This is a genomic window from Pseudonocardia sp. Cha107L01 (assembly GCF_052566575.1).
In genome coordinates this window covers 8269401-8290294 of sequence record NZ_CP199579.1, presented here as the reverse complement: position 1 = coordinate 8290294, position 20894 = coordinate 8269401, and the positions used below count along the sequence as shown (strand labels likewise).

Annotated in this window: 22 protein-coding genes; 20 read left to right on the top strand and 2 right to left on the bottom strand. The window is 72.8% G+C overall.

Annotation, left to right across the window (positions count from 1 at the left end; genetic code table 11):
- The first annotated feature begins 108 nt into the window (after window positions 1-108).
- From ACTXG6_RS39110 to aroC, 16 genes are all read left to right on the top strand, one after another.
- Window positions 109-510, top strand: coding sequence for a DUF948 domain-containing protein (locus tag ACTXG6_RS39110; protein ID WP_445184349.1), 402 nt, complete (start codon window positions 109-111; stop codon window positions 508-510).
- Entirely contained in the window at window positions 510-809 is a 300-nt protein-coding gene (locus tag ACTXG6_RS39105) for a hypothetical protein (RefSeq protein WP_445184348.1), read from the top strand. Before ACTXG6_RS39110 ends, ACTXG6_RS39105 begins: the two co-directional genes overlap by 1 nt.
- 130 nt (window positions 810-939) lie before the next feature.
- Window positions 940-3633, top strand: a complete 2694-nt coding sequence (alaS, locus tag ACTXG6_RS39100) for an alanine--tRNA ligase (protein ID WP_445184347.1) — start codon at window positions 940-942, stop codon at window positions 3631-3633.
- Window positions 3630-4070, top strand: a complete 441-nt coding sequence (ruvX, locus tag ACTXG6_RS39095; protein ID WP_445184346.1) for a Holliday junction resolvase RuvX — start codon at window positions 3630-3632, stop codon at window positions 4068-4070. The genes alaS and ruvX overlap by 4 nt, the downstream gene beginning before the upstream one ends.
- Before the next feature lie 5 nt (window positions 4071-4075).
- A complete protein-coding gene (locus tag ACTXG6_RS39090; RefSeq protein ID WP_445184345.1) occupies window positions 4076-5650 on the top strand; it encodes an endolytic transglycosylase MltG in 1575 nt (524 codons plus the stop codon).
- 1 nt (window position 5651) lies between these two features.
- Window positions 5652-6512 (top strand): shikimate dehydrogenase, encoded by an 861-nt coding sequence (locus tag ACTXG6_RS39085; RefSeq protein WP_445184344.1) that lies wholly within the window; start codon window positions 5652-5654, stop codon window positions 6510-6512.
- A gap of 173 nt (window positions 6513-6685) precedes the next feature.
- Window positions 6686-8395 (top strand): purine-cytosine permease family protein, encoded by a 1710-nt coding sequence (locus ACTXG6_RS39080; protein ID WP_445184343.1) that lies wholly within the window; start codon window positions 6686-6688, stop codon window positions 8393-8395.
- A gap of 76 nt (window positions 8396-8471) precedes the next feature.
- On the top strand, window positions 8472-9140 hold the full coding sequence (locus ACTXG6_RS39075) for an ATP-binding cassette domain-containing protein (protein WP_445184342.1): 669 nt from the start codon (window positions 8472-8474) through the stop codon (window positions 9138-9140).
- Window positions 9141-9258: 118 nt separating this feature from the next.
- Window positions 9259-9561, top strand: coding sequence for an urease subunit gamma (locus ACTXG6_RS39070; RefSeq protein ID WP_445184341.1), 303 nt, complete (start codon window positions 9259-9261; stop codon window positions 9559-9561).
- A gap of 59 nt (window positions 9562-9620) precedes the next feature.
- Window positions 9621-9956: an urease subunit beta gene (gene ureB / locus ACTXG6_RS39065; protein WP_445190233.1), complete on the top strand. Its 336-nt coding sequence runs from the start codon at window positions 9621-9623 to the stop codon at window positions 9954-9956.
- The gene (locus tag ACTXG6_RS39060; protein WP_445184340.1) at window positions 9953-11680 is read left to right on the top strand and encodes an urease subunit alpha; all 1728 of its coding nucleotides are present in this window, start codon (window positions 9953-9955) and stop codon (window positions 11678-11680) included. Before ureB ends, ACTXG6_RS39060 begins: the two co-directional genes overlap by 4 nt.
- Before the next feature lie 58 nt (window positions 11681-11738).
- Entirely contained in the window at window positions 11739-12545 is an 807-nt protein-coding gene (locus tag ACTXG6_RS39055) for an urease accessory protein UreF (protein ID WP_445184339.1), read from the top strand.
- Window positions 12535-13197, top strand: a complete 663-nt coding sequence (ureG, locus tag ACTXG6_RS39050) for an urease accessory protein UreG (protein ID WP_445184338.1) — start codon at window positions 12535-12537, stop codon at window positions 13195-13197. The genes ACTXG6_RS39055 and ureG overlap by 11 nt, the downstream gene beginning before the upstream one ends.
- On the top strand, window positions 13194-14063 hold the full coding sequence (locus ACTXG6_RS39045) for an urease accessory protein UreD (protein WP_445184337.1): 870 nt from the start codon (window positions 13194-13196) through the stop codon (window positions 14061-14063). The genes ureG and ACTXG6_RS39045 overlap by 4 nt, the downstream gene beginning before the upstream one ends.
- Window positions 14064-14191: 128 nt before the next feature.
- Complete coding sequence (locus tag ACTXG6_RS39040; protein ID WP_445184336.1) at window positions 14192-14920, top strand: prepilin peptidase; 729 nt, start codon at window positions 14192-14194, stop codon at window positions 14918-14920.
- A 12-nt stretch (window positions 14921-14932) separates the two neighbouring features.
- A complete protein-coding gene (gene aroC, locus ACTXG6_RS39035; protein WP_445184335.1) occupies window positions 14933-16117 on the top strand; it encodes a chorismate synthase in 1185 nt (394 codons plus the stop codon).
- A 99-nt stretch (window positions 16118-16216) separates the two neighbouring features.
- Here aroC and ACTXG6_RS39030 read toward each other — a convergent pair whose 3' ends face one another.
- A complete protein-coding gene (locus tag ACTXG6_RS39030; RefSeq protein ID WP_445184334.1) occupies window positions 16217-16657 on the bottom strand; it encodes an ester cyclase in 441 nt (146 codons plus the stop codon).
- A gap of 49 nt (window positions 16658-16706) precedes the next feature.
- On the opposite strand from ACTXG6_RS39030, the gene ACTXG6_RS39025 reads away from it, so the two are divergent.
- The 4 genes from ACTXG6_RS39025 (at window position 16707) to aroQ (ending at window position 20061) form a co-directional block, all read left to right on the top strand.
- Window positions 16707-17381, top strand: coding sequence for a TetR/AcrR family transcriptional regulator (locus ACTXG6_RS39025; protein WP_445184333.1), 675 nt, complete (start codon window positions 16707-16709; stop codon window positions 17379-17381).
- A gap of 606 nt (window positions 17382-17987) precedes the next feature.
- Entirely contained in the window at window positions 17988-18503 is a 516-nt protein-coding gene (locus tag ACTXG6_RS39020; protein ID WP_445184332.1) for a shikimate kinase, read from the top strand.
- On the top strand, window positions 18500-19600 hold the full coding sequence (gene aroB, locus ACTXG6_RS39015; protein ID WP_445184331.1) for a 3-dehydroquinate synthase: 1101 nt from the start codon (window positions 18500-18502) through the stop codon (window positions 19598-19600). The genes ACTXG6_RS39020 and aroB overlap by 4 nt, the downstream gene beginning before the upstream one ends.
- Before the next feature lie 14 nt (window positions 19601-19614).
- Window positions 19615-20061, top strand: coding sequence for a type II 3-dehydroquinate dehydratase (aroQ, locus tag ACTXG6_RS39010; protein WP_445190232.1), 447 nt, complete (start codon window positions 19615-19617; stop codon window positions 20059-20061).
- A 14-nt stretch (window positions 20062-20075) separates the two neighbouring features.
- Here aroQ and ACTXG6_RS39005 read toward each other — a convergent pair whose 3' ends face one another.
- Window positions 20076-20783, bottom strand: coding sequence for an MBL fold metallo-hydrolase (locus ACTXG6_RS39005; protein ID WP_445184330.1), 708 nt, complete (start codon window positions 20781-20783; stop codon window positions 20076-20078).
- Window positions 20784-20894 lie beyond the last annotated feature (111 nt).

The following is a 20894-nucleotide window of genomic DNA, read 5'->3' as shown; positions in this document are numbered from 1 at the left end:
CGGCCGTGACGTGGGCAGGGGCGGTAACCTGGCCGCGCTGTGTCACGGGCCACGACTACGGCTGGCCTGCTTGGATTATTGACTGACCCGAACTGGGGGAGGCGCGCCATGTCGGCAGGGCAGATTGCCGCGTTGATCGCCGCTGGCGCCTTTGTGTTGCTGGTCGTGCTGTTGGCGATTCCGCTGATCAAGCTCGGTCGCACGCTGGACGAGGCGACCATCGCGATCCGCAAGACGCACGAGGGCAGCGCCCCACTGCTGCAGAACGCGGACCGCACCATCACCCACGTGAACACCCAGCTGCAGCGGGTCGACGGGATCACCACCAACGCGCGCTCGGTGACGGGCAACGTCTCGGCCCTGACCTCGCTGTTCACCGCCACCATGGGCGGCCCGCTGGTGAAGACCGCCGCGTTCTCCTACGGAGTGTCGAAGGCGATCAGGGCGCGCAAGGCCAGCAAGAGCGGCGGGGAGAAGTCCCGACGGTCCCGGCGGCGGAGCGCCAAGTAATGAAGCGGCTGTTCTGGCTGGGCCTCGGCGTGGCAACCGGGGTGATCCTCACCCGCAAGGCCGCCGAGGCAGCCCAGCGGCTCACCCCGGCCGGTGTCGGCGAGCAGGTGGGCGACGGTCTGCGTGAGCTGGCCGCCGCGATCGGTTCGTTCGGCGCCGAGGTGCGTGCTGGCATGTCGGAGCGTGAGCACGAGCTCACCGACATGGTCGAGCAGCGCACCGGCCAGCCACTGCCCGGAATGTCGAGCGCCGGGCAACCGGCCCAGCGGCGAGCGCCCGGGGCGGGAGATCGGGGTTAGCCTCGATTCTGCCGCCTACGCTTGTGCTGTCGGCGTTGCCCCGTTGCAGCTCTGACCCGGCACAGTCGCGTACCAGCCGTGCCGTCCCTATCCGTACCGCCAGCTAGACCGACCTCAAGAGAGTGCCACCGTGGAAACCCACGAGATCAGCCGCCGTTTCACCGATCATTTCGTTCACGCCGGACACACCCGGGTCCCCAGTGCCTCGCTCATCCTGGACGACCCGACGCTGCTGTTCGTGAACGCGGGGATGGTGCAGTTCAAGCCGTACTTCCTGGGTGACGCGCCGCCGCCGTACCCGCGTGCCACGTCGATCCAGAAGTGCGTGCGCACCGGTGACATCGACGAGGTCGGCAAGACCACCCGGCACAACACGTTCTTCCAGATGGCCGGGAACTTCTCCTTCGGCGACTACTTCAAGGCCGGGGCGATCGAGCACGCCTGGAACCTGGTCACCGGGTCGCAGGACGCCGGCGGCTACGGCTTCGACCCCGACCGCATCTGGGTCACCGTCTACGAGACCGACGACGAGGCGATCCGGCTCTGGCAACAGATCGCCGGCCTGCCGCAGGAACGCATCCAGCGCCGTGACGGCAAGGACAACTACTGGGACATGGGCGTGCCCGGCCCCGGCGGCCCGTGTTCGGAGATCTACTACGACCGGGGCCCCGAGCACGGCCGCGACGGTGGCCCGGTGGTCGACGAGGACCGGTACCTGGAGATCTGGAACCTGGTCTTCATGCAGGACATCCGGGGTCCGCAGAGCCCCAAGTACGGGTACCCGCCGATCGGTGAGCTGCCCAACAAGAACATCGACACCGGGATGGGCATCGAGCGCGTCGCCTACCTGCTGCAGGGTGTCGCGAACGTGTACGAGACGGACCTGGTCCGCCCGGTGATCGCCCGCGCCGAGGAGCTGTCCGGGCGGCGCTACGGGGCGGACCACGAGGACGACGTCCGGTTCCGGGTGATCGCCGACCACGCCCGGTCCGGCGTGATGATCATCGGTGACGGCGTCACGCCGTCCAACGAGGCGCGCGGCTACGTGCTGCGTCGGCTGCTGCGCCGGATCGTCCGGTCGGCGCGGCTGCTCGGTGTGCACGAGCCGGTGCTCGGCGCCTTCGCCGAGGTGGTCCGCGACGAGATGGCACCGTCCTACCCGGAGCTGGCGACCGGCTTCGAGCGGATCTCCGCGGTGATGCGCGCCGAGGAGGAGGCATTCCTGCAGACGCTGACCTCGGGCTCGCGGATCTTCGACCTCGCGGTCGAGCGGACCAAGAAGGCCGGCGGCACCCAGCTGCCCGGTGACCAGGCGTTCGCGCTGCACGACACCTACGGCTTCCCGATCGACCTGACCCTGGAGATGGCCGGCGAGGCCGGCCTGTCCGTGGACGGGGACGGGTTCCGGACGCTGATGAACGAGCAGCGCAACCGGGCCAAGGCGGATGCCGCCGCCCGCAAGGTCGGGCACACCGACGCCTCGGTGTTCCGCGCCGTGCTGGACATGCACGGCGTCACCGACTTCCTCGGCTACACCACGCTGAGCGCCGAGGCCACCGTGGTCGGGCTGCTCGTCGACGACCAGTCGGTCGCGGCCGCCTCGGAGGGCTCGGTCGTGCAGGTCGTGCTGGACCGCACGCCGTTCTACGCCGAGGCCGGTGGCCAGCAGGCCGACACCGGGGTGCTGCGCGGCGGCGACTTCACGGTGCGGATCGACGACGTGCAGTCGCCGGTCGCCGGGTTGCGGGTGCACCGCGGTGTGGTCACCGCCGGCACCGTGACCCTGGACGCCTCCGTGGTGGCCGAGGTCGACAAGGGGCGCCGCGCCGCCATCTCCCGTGCGCACACCGCCACCCACCTGGTGCACGCCGGCGTGCGCAACGCGCTCGGCACCTCCGCCGCGCAGGCCGGTTCGCTCAACGCGCCGGGGCGGCTGCGGTTCGACTTCACCTCGCCGACCGGTGCGGTGGCGCCGGCCGCCCTCAGCGACATCGAGGACGAGGTCAACACGGTCCTGCAGGAGAACCGCGAGGTGGAGGCGTACGAGACCTCCATGGACGAGGCCCGCAAGCTCGGCGCGATGATGCTGTTCGGCGAGAAGTACGGCGACCGGGTCCGGGTGGTCGACATGGGTGAGTACTCCCGCGAGCTCTGCGGTGGCACCCACGTCGCGCGCACCGGTGAGCTCGGGCTGGTCAAGGTGCTGTCCGAGGCCTCCATCGGGTCCGGCGTGCGCCGGGTCGACGCGCTGGTCGGGCTCGACGCGTTCCAGTACATGTCGAAGGAGCACCTGCTCGTCTCGCAGCTGGCCGACCAGCTCAAGTCGCGCCCGGAGGACCTGCCGGACCGGATCTCCGGGCTGGTCGAGCGGCTGCGCAACGCCGAGCGCGACCTGGAGAAGCACCGCGAGGAAGCGGTGCTCGCCTCGGCCGGCGCGCTGGCCGCCGGCGCCGAGGACATCGATGGCGTCCTCCTGGTGGCGGCCGCCGCGCCGGACGGCGTGCCGGGCAACGACCTGCGCGCGCTGGCCAGCGACGTGCGCGGCAGGCTCGGCACCAGGCCGGGCGTGGTCGCGCTGTTCAGCTCGGCCGGCGACAAGCTCTCCTTTGTGGTGGCGACCACAGAGGCGGCCCGTCGCGATGGCCTCGCGGCCGGCAAGCTGGTGCCCTCGTTCGCGGCCGCGATCGGTGGCCGAGGCGGCGGCAAGGCCGAGCTCGCCCAGGGCGGCGGGACCAACCCGGCCGGCGTACCGCAGGCGGTAACCGCGTTGCGCGCCGCGCTCCGGGACGGCGGGGCCGCGGCCGGCGCGCGTGCCTCGGGGTGAGCCAGCCAGGTCGGCGGCTCGGGGTCGATGTCGGTTCGGTCCGGGTGGGGGTTGCCCTCAGCGACCCGGGTGGGCTTTTGGCGACCCCGCTGGTTACTCTCCGACGGGACGAGAGGGACGGTTCTGACCTCCGTCAGCTGGCTGAGCTCGTCGTCGAGTACGAGGTGGTAGAGGTGGTGGTTGGGCTGCCCCGCACGCTCGCGGGCCGGGAAGGCCCAGCCGCGGCGGCCGCCCGGCAGTACGTCGAACTGCTCGCCGGCCACCTGTCGGTGCCGATCCAGATGTCCGACGAGCGGCTGTCCACCGTGGTCGCCACCCGGGCGTTGCGCGAGCGCGGTGTGCGTGGGCGCAAGCAGCGCTCGGTCATCGACCAGGCCGCCGCCGTGGAGATCCTGCAGGGTTGGTTGGATTCCCGGCGCACGGTCGGCGGCGGGTGACCGGGGTGGACTCCAGACCGGGCGGCCCCCCGTGGGACCGCCCCGGGCGCGGTGCCCCGGGCCAGCCTGGCCACGGCGCTGAACCGGACTACGGCGCCGAGCCGGACCACGGCGCCGACCCGAACTACGGCGCTGAACGGGACTACGGCGCTGAACGGGACTACGAGACGCAGCCGCTGGCGGCGGTCCGGGGCTGGGCGCGTACGGACGACCCGGAGGTCGCCCGACCCGGCCCGCCTCGGGAGAGCGACCCGAACTGGGCGAACGACCCGAACCGGGCGAACGGACCGAACCGCGCAAACGGCCAGGACCGGGCTCACGGACCGAACCGGGCGAACGGTCGGGACCGGGCGAACGAGCAGGTCCGCCATCGACCGGTCCAGCCGAGCGGTGCGGACCTTTCCGGCGCGCGGGGTCCGTCGCCGGCGGCCGGTCGCGACGGCCCCGGCCCGCCGGGTTCGGGCCGGCGTCGTTGGCGTGGCCCGCTGCTGGTCCTCGCGGGGTTCGCCGCGATCGTGGGGGTCGGCGCCTACCTGCTCTACCAGTCCCTGTTCGCCGCGCCGGACTATGACGGCCCCGGCCGGGGCGACGTGATCGTGCAGGTCAACTCGGGCGACACGACCAGGGCCATCGCCGTCGAACTGGCCGCGCAGGACGTGGTGCGCAGCGCGAAGGCCTTCACCAGCGCGGCCGCCGACGACGAGTCCCGGGCCCGGTCCGTGCAACCGGGTTACTACCGGCTGCGGCTGCAGATGTCCGGTGCGGACGCGGTCGGGCTGATCCTCGACCCGGCGTCGCGGGTCGGGCAACTGGAGATCAAGGGTGGGGTCCAGCTGGACGACACCCGAGGTCCGGACGGCACGGTGACCCCCGGCGCGCTGTCGTTGATCTCCAGGGCCAGCTGCACCACGCTGAACGGCGCGAGCACCTGCGTGAGCGCGGAGCAGCTCGACAACGCGATGGCGACCACCGCACCGAGCCAGCTCGGGGTACCGGGCTGGGCGCTGAGCGACGTCGCCAAGGCGGACCCGCGACGCCGGCTGGAGGGGCTGATCGCGCCCGGCCGCTACGACGTGCGCCCCGGCAGCTCCGCCCAGGACATCCTGCGCACCCTGGTGACCAGCTCCGTCGCCCAGTACGAGGCGCTCGGGGTCACCTCGATGGCCGGGCAGAGCAAGTTCAGCCCGTACCAGCTGTTGGTGATCTCCTCGCTGGTGGAGAAGGAGGGCATCACGCCGGACTTCGGCAAGATCGCCCAGGTGCTCTACAACCGGCTCGGTGACCGGGTCCGCCTCGAGCTGGACTCCACCGTCAACTACCCGCTGGACCTGCAGTCGGTGCGCACCAGCGACGGGGCGCGACACAGCGCCGGCCCGTACAACAGCTACCTCAACTACGGGCTGCCGCCCACGCCGATCGGCGCTCCGGGCCAGCGGGCCATCCAGGCCGCGCTGCGCCCCGATGCCGGCCCGTGGATGTTCTTCGTGCGCTGCCAGAAGGACGGCACGTCGTGCTTCGCGACCACGCTGCCGGAGCATCAGCGCAACGTCAGCGCCGCGATCTCCGCCGGGGCGTTCTGAGGTGGCGGCCGAGCCGGGGCCCAGGCGGGCGGCGGTGTTGGGTTCGCCGGTCGGGCACTCCCGCTCGCCGGCGCTGCACCGGGCCGCGTACGCGGCACTGGGGCTCGACGGCTGGCGCTACGACGCGATCGAGTGCGACGAGGCGGCGCTGCCCGGGCTGGTGGACGGGCTGGGCCCGGAGTGGGTCGGGCTGTCGGTGACCATGCCCGGCAAGCGGGCCGCACTGGCGCGCGCCGACCTGCGCACCGAGCGAGCTGTAGCGGTCGGTGCGGCGAACACACTGGTCCGGCTGCCGGACGGGGCCTGGCGGGCGGACTGCACGGACATCGACGGGGTGACCGGGGCGCTCACCGGACGCGGCTGGCCGGGCGCGCGGTCCGGCCGGGCGCTGGTGATCGGCGCCGGGGCCACCGCGGACGCCGCCGTCGCCGGGCTCGCCGAGCTCGGCATCGAGCACGTCACCCTCATGGTGCGCACCCCGGAGCGGGCCGCCGGCACGATCGCGGTCGCCGGCCGGTTCGGGCTGGCCGCCCAGGTGATCGGCTGGGATCCCCGGCTGCCCGGGGTGGACGGGGTGGACCTGGTGGTCAGCACGGTGCCGCCCGGGGTGGCCGACGACTGCGCGCCGGCCGCCGCCCGCGCCGCGTTCGTGCTCGACGTGGCGTACCACCCGTGGCCGACGGCGATGGCCACGGCGATCGCCGAGGCTGGCGGGCAACTGGCCACCGGCCTCGACATGCTGCTGCACCAGGCGTTCGGGCAGGTGGAGCAGTTCACCGGGCGCCCGGCGCCGAGGGCCGCGATGGCCGCCGCACTCGCGTCCCCGAGCACCCCGGCGGCCGGCGGAGTCGGCTCACGCTAGTCGCTCTGCCAGCCGCGCCATCGGTCGCCTGGCGCAGCGCACACCAACCGCAAACATGTTGTTGGTTGTTACACGAGGTCACTTCGGTGTCACGGGTGCTCCTTACTGTCGCCTCGTTCACCTGACCGTGGCACGCCTTGGCGGCCTGCCTGGAGGCACTGATGAGCGATGCGATGACAGAAAGCACTGACGCGACCATCGTCAACTCGCGTGGCGGCGGCGCGCGATTCCGGCGCTGGGCCGCCAGGGAGTCGATCGAGGACTACTCCCTGAGGTTCGCACCCACCACTTTCCGCCGCTGGGCACCGGTCATGGTGGCCTCCACCGCGCTCGGCGGCATCGCCTACCTGGCCGACTACGCGATCGGATCCTCGATCGTGCTGGCCAACGGCGCACCGAGCGCGCTGGTCGGCATCCTGCTGGCGGCGGCGGTCATCTTCGTCACCGGCATCCCGATCGCCTACTACTCGGCGAAGTACGCGCTGGACATGGACCTGCTGACCAGGGGCGCCGGCTTCGGCTACTTCGGTTCGACGCTCACCTCGCTGATCTATGCGAGCTTCACCTTCATCTTCTTCGCACTCGAGGGCTCGATCATGGCGCAGGCCTTCGAGCTGGGGCTGCACATCCCGCTGCCGATCGGCTACCTGATCACCTCGCTGATGGTCATCCCGATCGTCATCTACGGCATGAAGGCACTGACCAAGCTGCAGGCCTGGACCCAGCCGATCTGGCTGGTCATCTTCGTGGCGCCGCTGATCGCGCTGGCCGCGCAGCATCCTGACGCGTACTCGAAGTTCGTCTCCTTCGCCGGCCCGTCCGGTGATTCCGGCGTGCACCTGCTCGGTGTCGGGCTGGCTGCCGGTGTCGCCCTCTCGCTGATCGCGCAGATCGGCGAGCAGGTCGACTACCTGCGCTTCATGCCGCCGCTCACCGCGGCGAACCGCTGGAGCTGGTGGGGTGCGGTGCTCTCCGCCGGGCCGGGTTGGGTGATCCTGGGCGCGGTCAAGCAGATCGCCGGCGGGCTGCTCGCGGTCTGGATCCTGGACGAGGTGGGCAAGGCCGCCGCCGTCGAGCCGATCCAGCAGTTCACCCATGGCCTCGGGCTGGTGCTGCCCATCTGGGCGGTGCTGCCGGTCGCGGTGTTCTTCGTGGTGCTGTCCCAGATCAAGATCAACGTCACGAACGCCTACTCCGGGTCGCTGTCCTGGTCGAACTTCTTCTCCCGGGTGCTGCACGCGCACCCCGGCCGGGTGGTCTGGATCTTCCTGAACGTGGGGATCTCGCTGGCGTTGATGGAGTTCGGCGTGTTCGGGTTCCTGAACGCGGTGCTGGGCTTCTACTCGAACGTGGCGATCGCCTGGATCGGCGCGGTGGTGGCCGACCTGGTGATCAACAAGCCGATGGGCTGGAGCCCGTCCTACATCGAGTTCAAGCGGGCCCACCTGCGGTCGGTCAACCCGGTCGGGTTCGGCTCCATGGTGATCGCCTCGGTGTTCTCAATCCTGGCCTTCTTCGGGGCGTTCGGCGCGCTGATGGCGGCCTACTCGCCGTTCCTGGCGCTGGTCATCGCGTTCGTGCTGTCCCCGGTGCTGTGCGTGGCCACCAAGGGCAGGTACTACCTGGCGCGGGAGGACAAGCTCCAGCCGCCGATGCTGGACGGGAACGGCACGCTCTCGGTGGCGATCGGGCACTGCGGGGCGTGCGACACCGACTACGAGCGGCCCGACCTGGCGGCCTGCCCGGTCACCGAGGGCGGCGTGGTGTGCTCGCTGTGCTGCAGCCTGAACAGCACCTGTGGTGACCAGTGCAAGACGCCGGCCGACGGCCCGGTCGCCCTGGCGGCGCCGACCGTGGCGCGCTCGCCGGTGGCCGGGCGCTAGCGAGCGGGCTGGGGTGGTCGGCGCGGGGGCACGACCACCCCCACCCCCACCCGTGTGCTGAGAGCTCCGACTCGGTGTGCTGAGAGCCCCGACTCGCGGGGGGTCAGGGCGCGAGCGGCTGCGGTGGCTGCTGCTGGCCGCGGTGGCCGCGATCGTGGCCGGTGCGGTGGGGCCTGGTCCGATGCTTGAGATCGGCGAGGTGAGTCTCGCGTTCACCCCGGGCCAGTGGGTCTTCCGGGACGTCAGCCTGACCGTGGCACCGGGCAGCGTGGTGGCGGTGCTCGGCCCGAACGGGCGCGGCAAGACGACCCTGCTGCGGTGTGCGGCCGGGTTGCTCACCCCGACCGGCGGCACGGTCGAGGCCGGCGGCGCCGTCGGCTACGTGCCGCAGGCGCACTCCTCGGCGTTCGCGTACCGGGTCATCGACATGGTGCTGATGGGGCGCGCCCGGCACCTGAAGGCCTACGCCAGCCCCAAGGCACGCGACCACGCGCTGGCGGCCGCTGCGTTGGAGCGTGTCCCGTGGATCTCAGCCGGCCGGATGATCCGCGGGACACGCTCTGGACCGCCGGCCCGCCGCTGGGGACGGCAGGGCTCTTGGGGGAGACCTGAGGCCTGGCAGGCCGGCGGTGGAAGAACTCTAGGGCCGGCCCGGGGTCCCGGGTATCCCCCGGAATGGACAGGTTTGCTCCCTCGTCCGGCAGGTCCGGCGGGCGCCACCCGGGCGTGGCCGGTGGGGCGGTAGTGCATGATCGCCGCACGGATCTGGTGTGGGGACGTCGGAGCGCGCGCTGCCGTAACACCGCGGAAATCTCACCGTGACAGCCGCTGCTTAGCGTTCCCGGCGGCGAAGGGAGATCGCGTTGCTGTTGTCCCCGCATGAGCAGGAGCGGTTGCTGTTGCACCTGGCGGCCCGCCTGGCGGACGAGCGTCGGGCCCGCGGCCTGCGGCTGAACTACCCCGAGGCGGTCGCGGTGATCAGTTCTTACGTACTGGAGGGGGCCAGGGACGGGCGTTCGGTCGCCGACCTGATGGCCGCCGGCCAGCACGTGCTGACCAGCGACGACGTGATGGACGGTGTGCCCGAGATGGTCACCTCGGTGCAGGTCGAGGCGACGTTCCCGGACGGCACCAAGCTGGTCACCGTGCACCGGCCGATCCAGTGAGCGGCGCCGATCCGTTGAGTGGCGCCGTTGCGGGCTCGGCGAGCGGGGCCGACCCGGTGGTGCCGGGGGAGTACCTGTTGGCCGCCGAGCCGGTGCTGGTGGACCGGGAGACCCTGGAGCTCACCGTGGTGAACACCGGGGACCGACCGGTGCAGGTCGGGTCGCACTACCACTTCGCGGCGGTCAACCCGGCGCTGTCGTTCGACCGCGCGGCGGCCCACGGGCGGCGGCTCGCGGTTGCGGCCGGCACCGCGGTCCGGTTCGAGCCGGGGGTGCAGCGGGTGGTCGCGCTGACCCCGCTCGGGGGTACCGCGACGGTGCCCGGGCTGAGGCTGCCGGAGGCGCCGTCGTCGGCGTCGCTTTCGGAGGCGTCGTTTTCGGAGGGTGACGCATGAGCTGGGAGATCGACCGGGCGCGCTACGCCGAGCTGTACGGGCCGACGGTCGGTGACCGGGTCCGCCTCGCCGACACCGACCTGCTGATCGAGGTCACCGAGGACCGCTGCCAGGGGCCGCGCGGCGGTGACGAGGTCGTCTTCGGCGGCGGCAAGGTGATCCGCGAGTCGATGGGCCAGTCCCGAACCTCGCGCGCCGAGGGGGCGCCGGACCTGGTGATCACCGGCGCGCTGGTGCTGGACTACTGGGGCGTGATCAAGGCCGACATCGGGGTGCGCGACGGCCGGATCGTCGGGCTGGGCAAGGCCGGCAACCCGGACATCATGGACGGCATCGACCCCGCGCTGGTCATCGGCCCGAGCACCGAGATCATCGCCGGCAACAGGCTCATCCTGACCGCCGGCGCGGTCGACTGCCACGTCCACCTGATCAGCCCGACGCAGGCGCCCGAGGCGATCGGCTCCGGGGTGACCACCTGGATCGCCGGCGGCACCGGGCCGGCCGACGGCACCAAGGCGACCACGGTGACCCCGGGCGCCTGGTACCTGGCCCGGATGCTGCGCGCGATGGACTCGCTGCCGCTGAACGTGGCGTTGCTGGGCAAGGGCAACACCGTCGGGCTCGACGCGATGCGCGAACAGGTCGCCAACGGCGCGTCCGGCTTCAAGCTGCACGAGGACTGGGGCTCCACGCCGGCCGCGATCGACGCCTGCCTGCGCGTGGCCGACGAGACCGGCGTCCAGGTGGCCATCCACACCGACACCCTCAACGAGGCCGGCTACGTGGCCGACACGCTGGCCGCGATCGCCGGGCGGGGCATCCACGCGTACCACACCGAGGGCGCCGGCGGCGGGCACGCGCCGGACATCATCACCGTGGCCAGCGAGCCGTACGTGCTGCCCAGCTCCACCAACCCGACGCGGCCGCACACCGTCAACACGCTGGCCGAACACCTCGACATGCTGATGGTCTGCCACCACCTCAAGCCGTCGGTGCCGGAGGACCTGGCGTTCGCGGAGAGCCGGATCCGCCCGTCCACCATCGCCGCCGAGGACCTGCTGCACGACCTCGGCGCCATCTCCATGATCGGTTCGGACAGCCAGGCGATGGGCCGGGTCGGCGAGGTCATCCTGCGCACCTGGCAGACCGCGCACGTGGGCAAGAAGCGCTGGGGCGCGCTGCCCGGCGACGGCGCGGCGGACAACCACCGGGCGATGCGCTACGTCGCCAAGTACACGATCTGCCCGGCGGTGGCGCACGGCCTCGACGGTGAGATCGGCTCGATCGAGGTCGGCAAGCTGGCCGACCTGGTGCTCTGGCAGCCCGCGTTCTTCGGGGTCCGGCCTTCGCTGGTGATCAAGGGCGGCTTCATCGCCTGGGCCGCGATGGGCGACGCGAACGCCTCCATCCCGACCCCGCAGCCGGTGCTGCCCCGGCCGATGTTCGGGGCCTCGCCGGAGGGCGCCTCCGACACGTCGGTGCACTTCGTGGCCCCGGGCGCGCTGTCCGACGGCTCCGATCTGGCCGACCGGCTCGCGGTGCGGCGGCGGCTGGTGCCGACGAAGGACACCCGCGGCGTGCGCAAGGCCGACCTGCCGAACAACGACGCGCTGCCCCGGATCGAGGTGGACCCGGAGACGTTCACCGTGCGGATCGACGGCGAGGTGGCGGAGGAGGCGCCGCAGGTGGAGCTGCCGATGGCCCAGCGCTACTTCCTGTTCTGATGGCTGAGCTGATGGCTGTTCTGATGGCGGAGCTGGCCAGTTCGTTCCGACTAGCCGGTTGGCGCCTGCCGTCGACGCGGTGGGCTGGGCGGGCTCGGTGGGCGCGGTGCGCTGGGTGGGTTCGGTGGTGAGGCTCGCGGGGCTTCTGTTGCTGGCCGACTCGCGGCTGCCGGCCGGCGGGCACGGGCACTCCGGCGGTGTCGAGGCGCTGGTCGACCGCGGCCTGCTGACCAGCACCGACGACCTGGCACTGTTCCTGGACGCCCGGCTCCGCACCGCCGGCCTGGTGGCCGCCTCCTTCGCGGCGGCCGCCGCGACCCTGAGCACTGCCGCCCCTGGCATCCCCGTGAGTGGCGAGTGGTCTCAGGGGACCACTCGCCACTCACGAGGGTGGAGCTCCTGGGATGCGGCGCTGGATGCGCGTACCCCGTCGGCGGCGCTGCGCGAGGCGTCCCGGGCCCAGGGCGTGGCCCTGCTGCGAACCTCGGGGCGGGCCTGGCCGGCGTACCCGCCGCTGCGGGAGCTCGCCGCATTCGGGCGCCCGCACCAGCCGCTGGTATTCGGCGCAGCGGCGGCCGCGGCCGGTGCGGACCCAGGACAGGCGGCCGCGCTGGCACTGCACCACCTGGCCGGCGGCGCCGCGTCGGCCGCCGTCCGGCTGCTCGGGCTCGACCCGCTGGGGGCTGCCGCGGTGCAGGCGTCGCTCGCCCCGCTGGCCGACCGGGTGGCCGCACAGGCCTGCGGAGCCGCCGCGTTGGCGGTGGCCGCCGCCGACCCGGACCTGCTGCCCTCGGATGCCACCCCGCTGCCGGAGATTCTGGCCGAACTGCACCACACCTCGGAGGTGACCCTCTTTGCATCTTGACAACATCAGTCATGATCATTTCGCCGGTACGCTGCCCGCCGGACCGCGCCGCGGGTTCCGGATCGGCATCGGCGGCCCGGTCGGCGGCGGCAAGACCGCGCTGGTCGCGGCGCTGTGCGCGCAGCTGCGCGACGAGCTCTCCGTGGTGGTGGTGACCAACGACATCTACACGGAGGAGGACGCCGAATTCCTGCGCCGCCACGCCGTGCTACCCGACGACCGGATCAGGGCGGTACGTACCGGCTGCTGCCCGCACACCGCGATCCGCGACGACATCACCGCCAACCTGGCGGCCGTCGAGGAGCTGATCGAGGCGCACGACCCGGAACTGGTACTGGTGGAGAGCGGCGGGGACAACCTGACCGCCACCTTCAGCTACGGCCTGATCGACGCGCAGATCTTCGTGGTGGACGTGGCCGGCGGGGACAAGGTGCCCCGCAAGGGTGGGCCCGGGGTGATCCGGTCCGACCTCCTCGTGATCAACAAGGTGGACCTGGCCCCGTTGGTCGGCGCCGACCTGGAGGTCATGCGAGCCGACGCGGAGCGGGTCCGGGACGGCCGGCCGACGCTGTTCACCTCGCTGCGCGAGCGGCCCGACGTGCCGGACGTGGTGCGGTGGGTGCGCGAGCGCCGGGCCGTGCTGGTCGGGTGAAGGCGGCCGGCGAGCTGGACGTCGCGCCCGGGCAGCGGATCCGCTGGCGGGCCGAGGCACCGGTCGTGCTGCGCCGCACCGGTCCGGCCAGGGTGCACCTGGTGCAGGCCGCCGGTGGCCCGCTCGGCGGTGACCAGCTCGAACTGCGCATCCGGCTGGCCGCCGGCACCGAGCTGACCGTGGCCACGGCGGCCGCGACGGTGGCCCAGCGCGGCCGTCCGGGTTCCGGGCCGGCGTCCTGGACGGTCATCGCGGAACTCGACGAGGGTGCCCGGCTGCACTGGTTGCCCGAACCCACCGTGGTGTGCGACGGCGCCGAGCTGCACGCCACGTTCCGGCTGACGCTGGCCGAGGGCGCCGCCGCCGTGGTCCGGGAACAGGTACAGCTCGGCCGGCACGGGCAGCGCGGCGGGCGGTACCGGGGGGTGCTCGCGGCGGACTACGCGGGAGCGGCGCTGGTCCGGCACACGACGCTGCTGGACGGCGCGGATCCGGCGCTCACCGGCCCGGCCGGCACCGGCGGGCAGCGGCTGGTCGGCACCGTGCTCGGCGCCGGCACGGCGGTGTCGGCGGCGTCGGCGCTGCCTGGTGCGGCATCGGGCCTGCTGGGCGGACCGTTGGCGGCCGCCCTGGCGAGCGGGCCGCCGGTGGGGGAGTGCGCCGGGTTGCGCTGGGCCCGGCACGAGCTGGCCGGCCCCGGCTGGCTGCTGGTCGCACTGGGTACCGACCCGGTGGCCCTGTCCCGGGTGCTGTGCGGTTCGGGTTCGGGTTCGGCGGGCGAGCGCGGCTCAGACGCGGCCGGACCCGGTGGTTCCGTCCTGGGCGGCCCGGGTGGTTCGGCCCAGGCGGTGCCGGCGGCACGGTAGCGGAGCGGTCGGACATCCCGGCGTTGCCGGCACCGCCGACGGGTCGAGTTGTCCCCAGCACCCTGAGTTGTCCACAGACCGCGGCTCATCGCCGGCACCGCGACCGGCGGCCCGGGCACGCTCGGGACATGGCACATCTGGTTTTCTTCGGCGGGCTCGGCATGCTGGCCGGCGCGCTGGCCCGCTGGCTACTCGGGCACCTGCGGCGCGGTGCGGTGGTCCCGCCGCCGTACTGCGAGCTGCTGGTCGGCACGCTGTGGGCGGCGAGCGGCTGCTGGTGGGCCGCCGGCCGGCTGGATCCGGCGCTGCTGCCGCTGCTGCTCGGGCTCGGTTGGTTGGCGGTGGCGGCCGGCACGGTCGACGTGCTGCACGGGCGGCTGCCGGATGCGCTGACCCTGCCGGCGCTGCCGGCGGCGCTGCTGCTCGCGGTGCCGTTGGGCGGTGCGGCGGTGCTGAGGGCGGTGCTCGGCGCCGGGGTGCTGGCCGGCGGGTACCTCGCGGTGCGGGTGCTCGCCCCGGGCGCGCTGGGCGCCGGTGATGTGAAGCTCGCCGCCGGGCTGGGCGCGGCGCTGGGTGCGCTGTCCCTCTCAGCGGTGCTGGTGGGCGCGCTGCTGGCCTCGCTGCTCACGGTCGGGGTGGCGCTGGGTCGGGCGGTGCTGAGGTGGGCTGTGCAGGTCAGGGCGGGGCTCAGTAGCACGGTGTGGGGGCGGACGGTGTCGGTCAGAGCCGGTCCGCCCGGGGCGCGCGCCGCCGGCGGTGGGTGGGCCGGCGGGGTGCCACACGGTCCAGCCATGCTCGCGGCCGGGTGGCTGGTGCTCGCCGCCGCCGGCACCGGTGGCCCGCTGGTCGGCGCGTGAGAGGATTTAGTCGTGTTGCGTTGGATAACCGCGGGTGAATCGCACGGTCCGGCGCTGGTCGCGGTGCTCGAGGGCATGGTGGCCGGTGTGGAGATCACCACCAAGGAGCTGGCCGCCGAGCTGGCCCGCCGCCGGCTGGGTTACGGCCGGGGTGCCCGGATGAAGTTCGAGGCCGACGAGCTCGAGGTCATTGGCGGGCTCCGGCACGGCCTGACGCAGGGCGGCCCGGTCGCGGTCCGGATCGGCAACACCGAGTGGCCGAAGTGGGAGACGGTGATGTCCGCCGACCCGGTCGATCCCGAGCTGATCGAGAACCGGGCCCGCAACGCCCCGCTCACCCGGCCCCGCCCTGGCCACGCCGACCTGGCCGGCATGACCAAGTTCGGCTTCGACGACGCCCGGCCCGTGCTGGAGCGCGCCAGTGCCCGGGAGACCGCGTCCCGGGTGGTGCTGGGCACGGTGGCGAAGGCGTTCCTGCGTCAGGGCCTCGGTGTCGACATCGTGTCCCACGTGGTCGAGCTGGGGACCGTCGAGGCGCCGGATGGCGAGCTGCCCGGCCCTGGCGACCTGGAGCGGGTGGACGCCAGTCCGGTGCGGGCGTACACCGAGTCGGCCACCGAGGCGATGGTGGCCGAGGTCGACGCCGCCCAGCGCGAGGGCGACACCCTGGGCGGCGTGGTCGAGGTGATCGCGTACGGGATGCCGGTCGGGGTGGGCAGCTACGTGCATTCCGACCGGCGGCTGGATGCGCGGCTGGCCGGGGCGCTGATGGGCATCCAGGCCATGAAGGGCGTTGAGATCGGCGACGGTTTCCGCACCGCGCGGCGGCGGGGCAGCGCGGCGCACGACGAGATGGTGCCCGGTGCCCCGGTGACCAGGCTGAGCAACCGCGCCGGCGGGATCGAGGGCGGCATGACCAACGGCGAGCCGGTCCGGGTCCGGGTCGCGATGAAGCCGATCTCCACCGTGCCCCGCGCGCTGCAGACGGTCGACATCGCCACCGGCGAGGCGGCGCAGGCCATCCACCAGCGGTCCGATGTGTGCGCGGTGCCGGCCGCCGGCGTGGTGGCCGAGGCCATGGTGGCGCTGATCCTGGCCGACGCGGCGCTGGAGAAGTTTGGTGGCGACTCGATCGCCGAGACCGCCCGCAACGTGCGCGGTTATCTCGCCGCCGCCGCCGAGAAGCTCGAGCGCTGAGCTGACCCGACGGCCGGGGTGAGCCGCCGGCCAGCCCGGCCGGCGACCCCCCTCGATCCGACCGCCGATCGGGCTGGCTGAGCTGACTGCCGCTCCAGGTCAGGGCGCCGCCGACTCCACCGGTTGCGCCGGCGCGGTCAGCTGCTGCATGAGTGCGCCCACGTCCATCCAGACGTTCTCCCGGCTGATCCCGCCGTCCCGGAACTCGCAGACGTGCATCAGCCGGAAGGTCACCTGGCGGTTGTCGCCGGGGATGCCGAGCATCATCCCGGTGGCCCGCGCGGTGACCATGGCCTCGTCGACGATGAAGTCGTTGCCGTAGAGCCGACGGAGCGGCTCCACCTGCTCGTCCCCCAGATCGGCGAACAACTCGGTGTAGCGCGCCTTGATCGCCTCCGGGTCCCGCAGGATCGGGGTCGGGTGGCCGACCACGTCGTGGATCACGTCGTCGGTCAGCGTTGCCATCAGCGCATTCAGGTCGTGCGCCGCCTCCGCGGCGTAGTGCCGCCCCATGATCTCGTCCATCTCGGCAGGTTGCATGTCCTTGTATCCCCTCAGAGCGTCAGTGCGAGGGTGTTATCGTCATGAGATGGCTCTCTCACGTCAAGACAATTCCCTCACGACGGGCCGGGCCAACCAGAAACAGCGAACCCGGCGCGCGCTGGTCGACGCGGCGGTCGAGCTCAGTCAGCAGGGCCACTCGCCGACGATGACCGAGGTGGCCGAGGCGGCGCTGGTCTCACCCGCCACCGCCTACCGGTATTTCCCCAACACCCAGGTCCTCACGCTGGAGATGGCCACCCGCGAGGCCCAGCCGAAGATCGACGCCGTGCTCGCCACCCTCCCCGAAGATCCCGAGGACCGGATAGACGCGCTGGTCAGAACGATCACCGACTTCCAGTTCGAGAACGAGGCGCTGTGGCGGTCGGTCCTGAAGGCGGTCCTGGAGCGCTGGCTGTCCCGGGTCGACGTGCCGGAGCGCGACCGGGTGCCGATCCGGGGCAGCCACCGGTTGGAGTCGGTCGAGCTCGCGCTCGCGCCGCTGGCGGAGGTACTGCCCGCCGACCAGCACCGCCGACTGGTCATGTCCACCATGCTGGTGTGCGGTGTCGAGGCGATGGTGTCCGCGCGGGATGCCTGCGGGCTCGGCGAGGCGGAGGCCGTCGACGTGATGCGCTGGGCGGCCCGAGCGCTGCAGCGCGAAGCCGTACGCGAGAGCGCCGCCACCCCGGCGCCGGCCCGGCCGACTCCCGCGAGTCGCTAGCCTCGCCGCCCCGAGCCGCCAGCGAATGCCGCGCGAGTCGGGCCTCCCAGCACACCGAGTCGGGCCTCCCAGCACACCGAGTCGGGCTTCCCAGCACGCCAGGCGGGCGCGGCACATCGGGCAGCACAGACCGGGCGGGCGCGGCACAGACCGGGCGGGCGCGGCACATCGGGCGGCACACGGGGCCGGCGCGGCACATACCGGCGGGCGCGGCACATCGGGCGGCACAGACCGGGCGGGCGCGGCACAGATCGGGCGGGCGCGGCACACATCGGGCGGGCGCGGCACATACCCGGGGGCGCGGCCATCGGGCGGCACAGACCGGGCGGGCGCGGCACACATCGGGCAGGCGCGGCACACATCGGGCAGGCGCGGCACACATCGGGCGGGCGCGGCACACCGGCGCGCCTGTTGTTACCGAGCTGCACTCCAGACAGGTTTTCGGCGCTCGCGGCCTGCCTCCTGTGCAGCTCGGTAACAACACGCCGAGTGGCGTCCCGGAGCCGCGGCGTCCCGGAGCGACGGCGGTACCGCGTATCGCCAGGGCACCTCGGGTGATGCGGCAACCCGCTCGTGGGCACTCGATACGCTGTGGGGGTGGTAGATATGACCAAACCGGCGCTGATCCTGGTGGGGCCGCCCGGGTCAGGGAAGAGCACGGTGGGCCGGCGGGTCGCTGAGCGGCTCGGGGTGGGCTTCAAGGACCTCGACGACGACCTCCGTGATGCGCACGGCCTGGAGGCCGGCGAGCTGGTGGTCGAGCTCGGCCGGGAGCGGTTCCAGGAGCTCGAGGTCGAGGCGCTGCGCGCCCTGCTGGACACCTTCGGCGGGGTGCTCGCGCTCGGTGGCGGCACGCCGACCGCGCCCGGCGCGGCAGAGCTGCTGGCCGGCCGCGCGGTGGTGTTCCTGGACGTCGACCTGGACAACCTGCTGCGGCGCGAGGGTCTGCTGCCGCTGCACCCGTGGCTGCTGCCGAACCCGAGGGCGCATCTGCGCCAGCTGCTCACCGAGCGCCGCCCGGTCTACGAGTCGGTCGCCAGCGCGACGGTGGTGACCAGTGGCCGGGATCCCTCGGACGTGGTGGCGGACGTGCTGAACGCGTTGCCGGCGGCGGCGTCATGACCGGCGCGAACGCCAGCGCGGCGCGCATCCGGGTCAGCGCGGACCGCCCCTACGACGTGATCATCGGGCGCGGCCTGCCGGCCGACGAGCTGCGGCGGGCGCTGGGCGGGGCCACCCGCACGGTGATCCTGCACCAGGCGCCACTGGCCGCCCGCGCCGAGGAGCTGCGCGCCCAGCTGACCGCCGCCGGGATCGACGCGCACCGTGCCGAGGTACCGGACGCCGAAGATGCCAAGACGCTGGGCGTGCTCGGTTTCTGCTGGGAGATCTGCGGTCAGATCGGGCTCACCCGGGGTGACGCGGTGCTCGGGCTCGGCGGCGGTGCGGTCACCGACCTGGCCGGGTTCGTCGCGGCCACCTGGATGCGCGGCGTCCGGCTGGTGCAGGTGCCGACCACCCTGCTGGGCATGGTGGACGCCGCCGTCGGCGGTAAGACCGGGATCAACACCGCCGCCGGCAAGAACCTGGTTGGCGCGTTCTACGAGCCGGCCGCCGTGCTCGTCGACCTGGACACCCTGCACACCCTGCCGGCCGCGGAGCTGCTGCCCGGCATGGCGGAGATCGTCAAGGGCGGCTTCATCGCGGACCCGGTGATCCTGGACCTGATCGAGGCCGACCCGGCCGCCGCCGTGGACCCGGCCGGCGAGGTGTTGCCCGAGCTGATCCGCCGCAAGATCCAGGTCAAGGCCGATGTGGTGTCCGCCGACCTGCGCGAGTCCGACCTGCGCGAGGTGCTCAACTACGGGCACACCCTGGCGCACGCGATCGAGCGCCGCGAGGACTACCGCTGGCGCCACGGCGACGCGGTGAGCGTCGGGCTGGTGTTCGCCGCCGAGCTCGGCCGGGCAGCCGGGCGGCTGGACGGTGCCACCGCCGACCGGCACCGCACGCTGCTCGGTGCGCTCGGGCTGCCGGTCAGCTACGCGCCGGACGCACTGCCCGAACTGCTGGAGACGATGAAGCTGGACAAGAAGGTCAAGTCCGGCCAGCTGCGGTTCGTGGTGCTGGACGGGCTGGCCAAGCCCGGCCGGCTGGACGGGCCGAGCCCGGACCTGCTCACCGCGGCGTACGCGGCGACCGCGGGGCAGGCGAGGTGAGCGAGCCCGGGGCGCTGCCGGTGCTGGTGCTGAACGGCCCCAACCTGGGCCGGCTGGGTACCCGCGAACCGCTCATCTACGGCGCCACCACGCACGCCCAGCTGGCCGAGCTGTGCGTGCGCACCGGGAAGGAGCTCGGCCTCGCCGTCGAGGTCCGGCAGACCGACCACGAGGGCGAGATGTTGGGCTGGCTGCACGGGGCGGCCGACACCAGCACCCCGGTGGTGCTCAACGCCGGCGCCTGGACGCACTACTCGATCGCCGTACGGGACGCGTGCGCGTCGCTCACCGCCCCACTGATCGAGGTCCACATCAGCAACGTGCACACGCGCGAGAAGTTCCGCCACCACAGTTTCATCAGCGAGGTGGCGACGGGGGTGATCGTCGGGCTCGGCGTCGGCGGGTACCCGCTCGCGCTGCGCTGGATCGCCGAGCACGAGATCCACACCCGCGACGTCTAGCCGAACCCGGGTCCCTAGCCGAACATCGACCGGAACTGCTCCAGCGAGTCCGCCCGGTAGACCATGTTCGACCGCCGCACCTCGGACAGCGGCGCCTTCGGCTCGGCCGAGTACTGGTGCCCGGGGTGCACGATCGGGTCGCCGGTCAGCTCGGCGAGCTGGCGCAGGCTGGTGTACATCGCGTCCGGGTCGCCGCCGGGGAAGTCGGTGCGCCCGCAGCCCTGCAGGAACAGCGTGTCGCCGGCGACCAGCTTGCCGTCCACCAGGAAGCACTGGCTGCCCGGCGTGTGCCCGGGCGTGTGCAGCAGCCGGATCGGCACGTCGCCCACCAGCACCTCGCCGTCGTGCTCGTGCTCGGTGAGGTCGGCGGCGGACACCCCGGTGGTACGCCGTACCCACTCCGCCTCGTTCCGGTTGACGTGCACCGGTACCGGGGACAGGCCAAGCAGGTCGGCCAGCCCGGACAGCGGGTGGCCCATCAGGTCGCCGCCCACGTGGTCCGGGTGGTGGTGGGTGACCAGGACACCGGTGAGCCGGATGTCGTCGGCGGCGAGCACGTCGAGCAGGTCGCCCGGCGCGTACGCGGGGTCCACCACGACCGCCTCGCGGCGGGCCGCGTCGCCGATCAGATAGCTGAAGTTGACCATCTGGGTGGCGATCGGGTTGCCCACCGCGAAGTCCCGCCCGGACAGCAGCTGCCGGAAGTACACGCCGTCACTCATGCCCGTCAGCTTATGAGCCGTCCCCGGTGCCTCGAGAAGAGGTCATCTTTGCGCAACGCCCGCTTGGTGGACGCGCTCGAGGCGATCACGTGGTTACCTGCCAGCACCGCC

Coding starts and splice junctions, on each gene's coding strand:
- ACTXG6_RS39110 (WP_445184349.1), top strand. CDS start 109: ATGTCGGCAGGGCAGATTGCCGCGTTGATCGCCGCTGGCGCCTTTGTG.
- ACTXG6_RS39105 (WP_445184348.1), top strand. CDS start 510: ATGAAGCGGCTGTTCTGGCTGGGCCTCGGCGTGGCAACCGGGGTGATC.
- ACTXG6_RS39060 (WP_445184340.1), top strand. CDS start 9,953: ATGAGCTGGGAGATCGACCGGGCGCGCTACGCCGAGCTGTACGGGCCG.
- ACTXG6_RS39020 (WP_445184332.1), top strand. CDS start 17,988: ATGACCAAACCGGCGCTGATCCTGGTGGGGCCGCCCGGGTCAGGGAAG.
- ACTXG6_RS39080 (WP_445184343.1), top strand. CDS start 6,686: ATGACAGAAAGCACTGACGCGACCATCGTCAACTCGCGTGGCGGCGGC.
- ACTXG6_RS39025 (WP_445184333.1), top strand. CDS start 16,707: ATGGCTCTCTCACGTCAAGACAATTCCCTCACGACGGGCCGGGCCAAC.
- ACTXG6_RS39030 (WP_445184334.1), bottom strand. CDS start 16,657: ATGCAACCTGCCGAGATGGACGAGATCATGGGGCGGCACTACGCCGCG.
- ACTXG6_RS39040 (WP_445184336.1), top strand. CDS start 14,192: ATGGCACATCTGGTTTTCTTCGGCGGGCTCGGCATGCTGGCCGGCGCG.
- ACTXG6_RS39005 (WP_445184330.1), bottom strand. CDS start 20,783: ATGAGTGACGGCGTGTACTTCCGGCAGCTGCTGTCCGGGCGGGACTTC.
- aroB (WP_445184331.1), top strand. CDS start 18,500: ATGACCGGCGCGAACGCCAGCGCGGCGCGCATCCGGGTCAGCGCGGAC.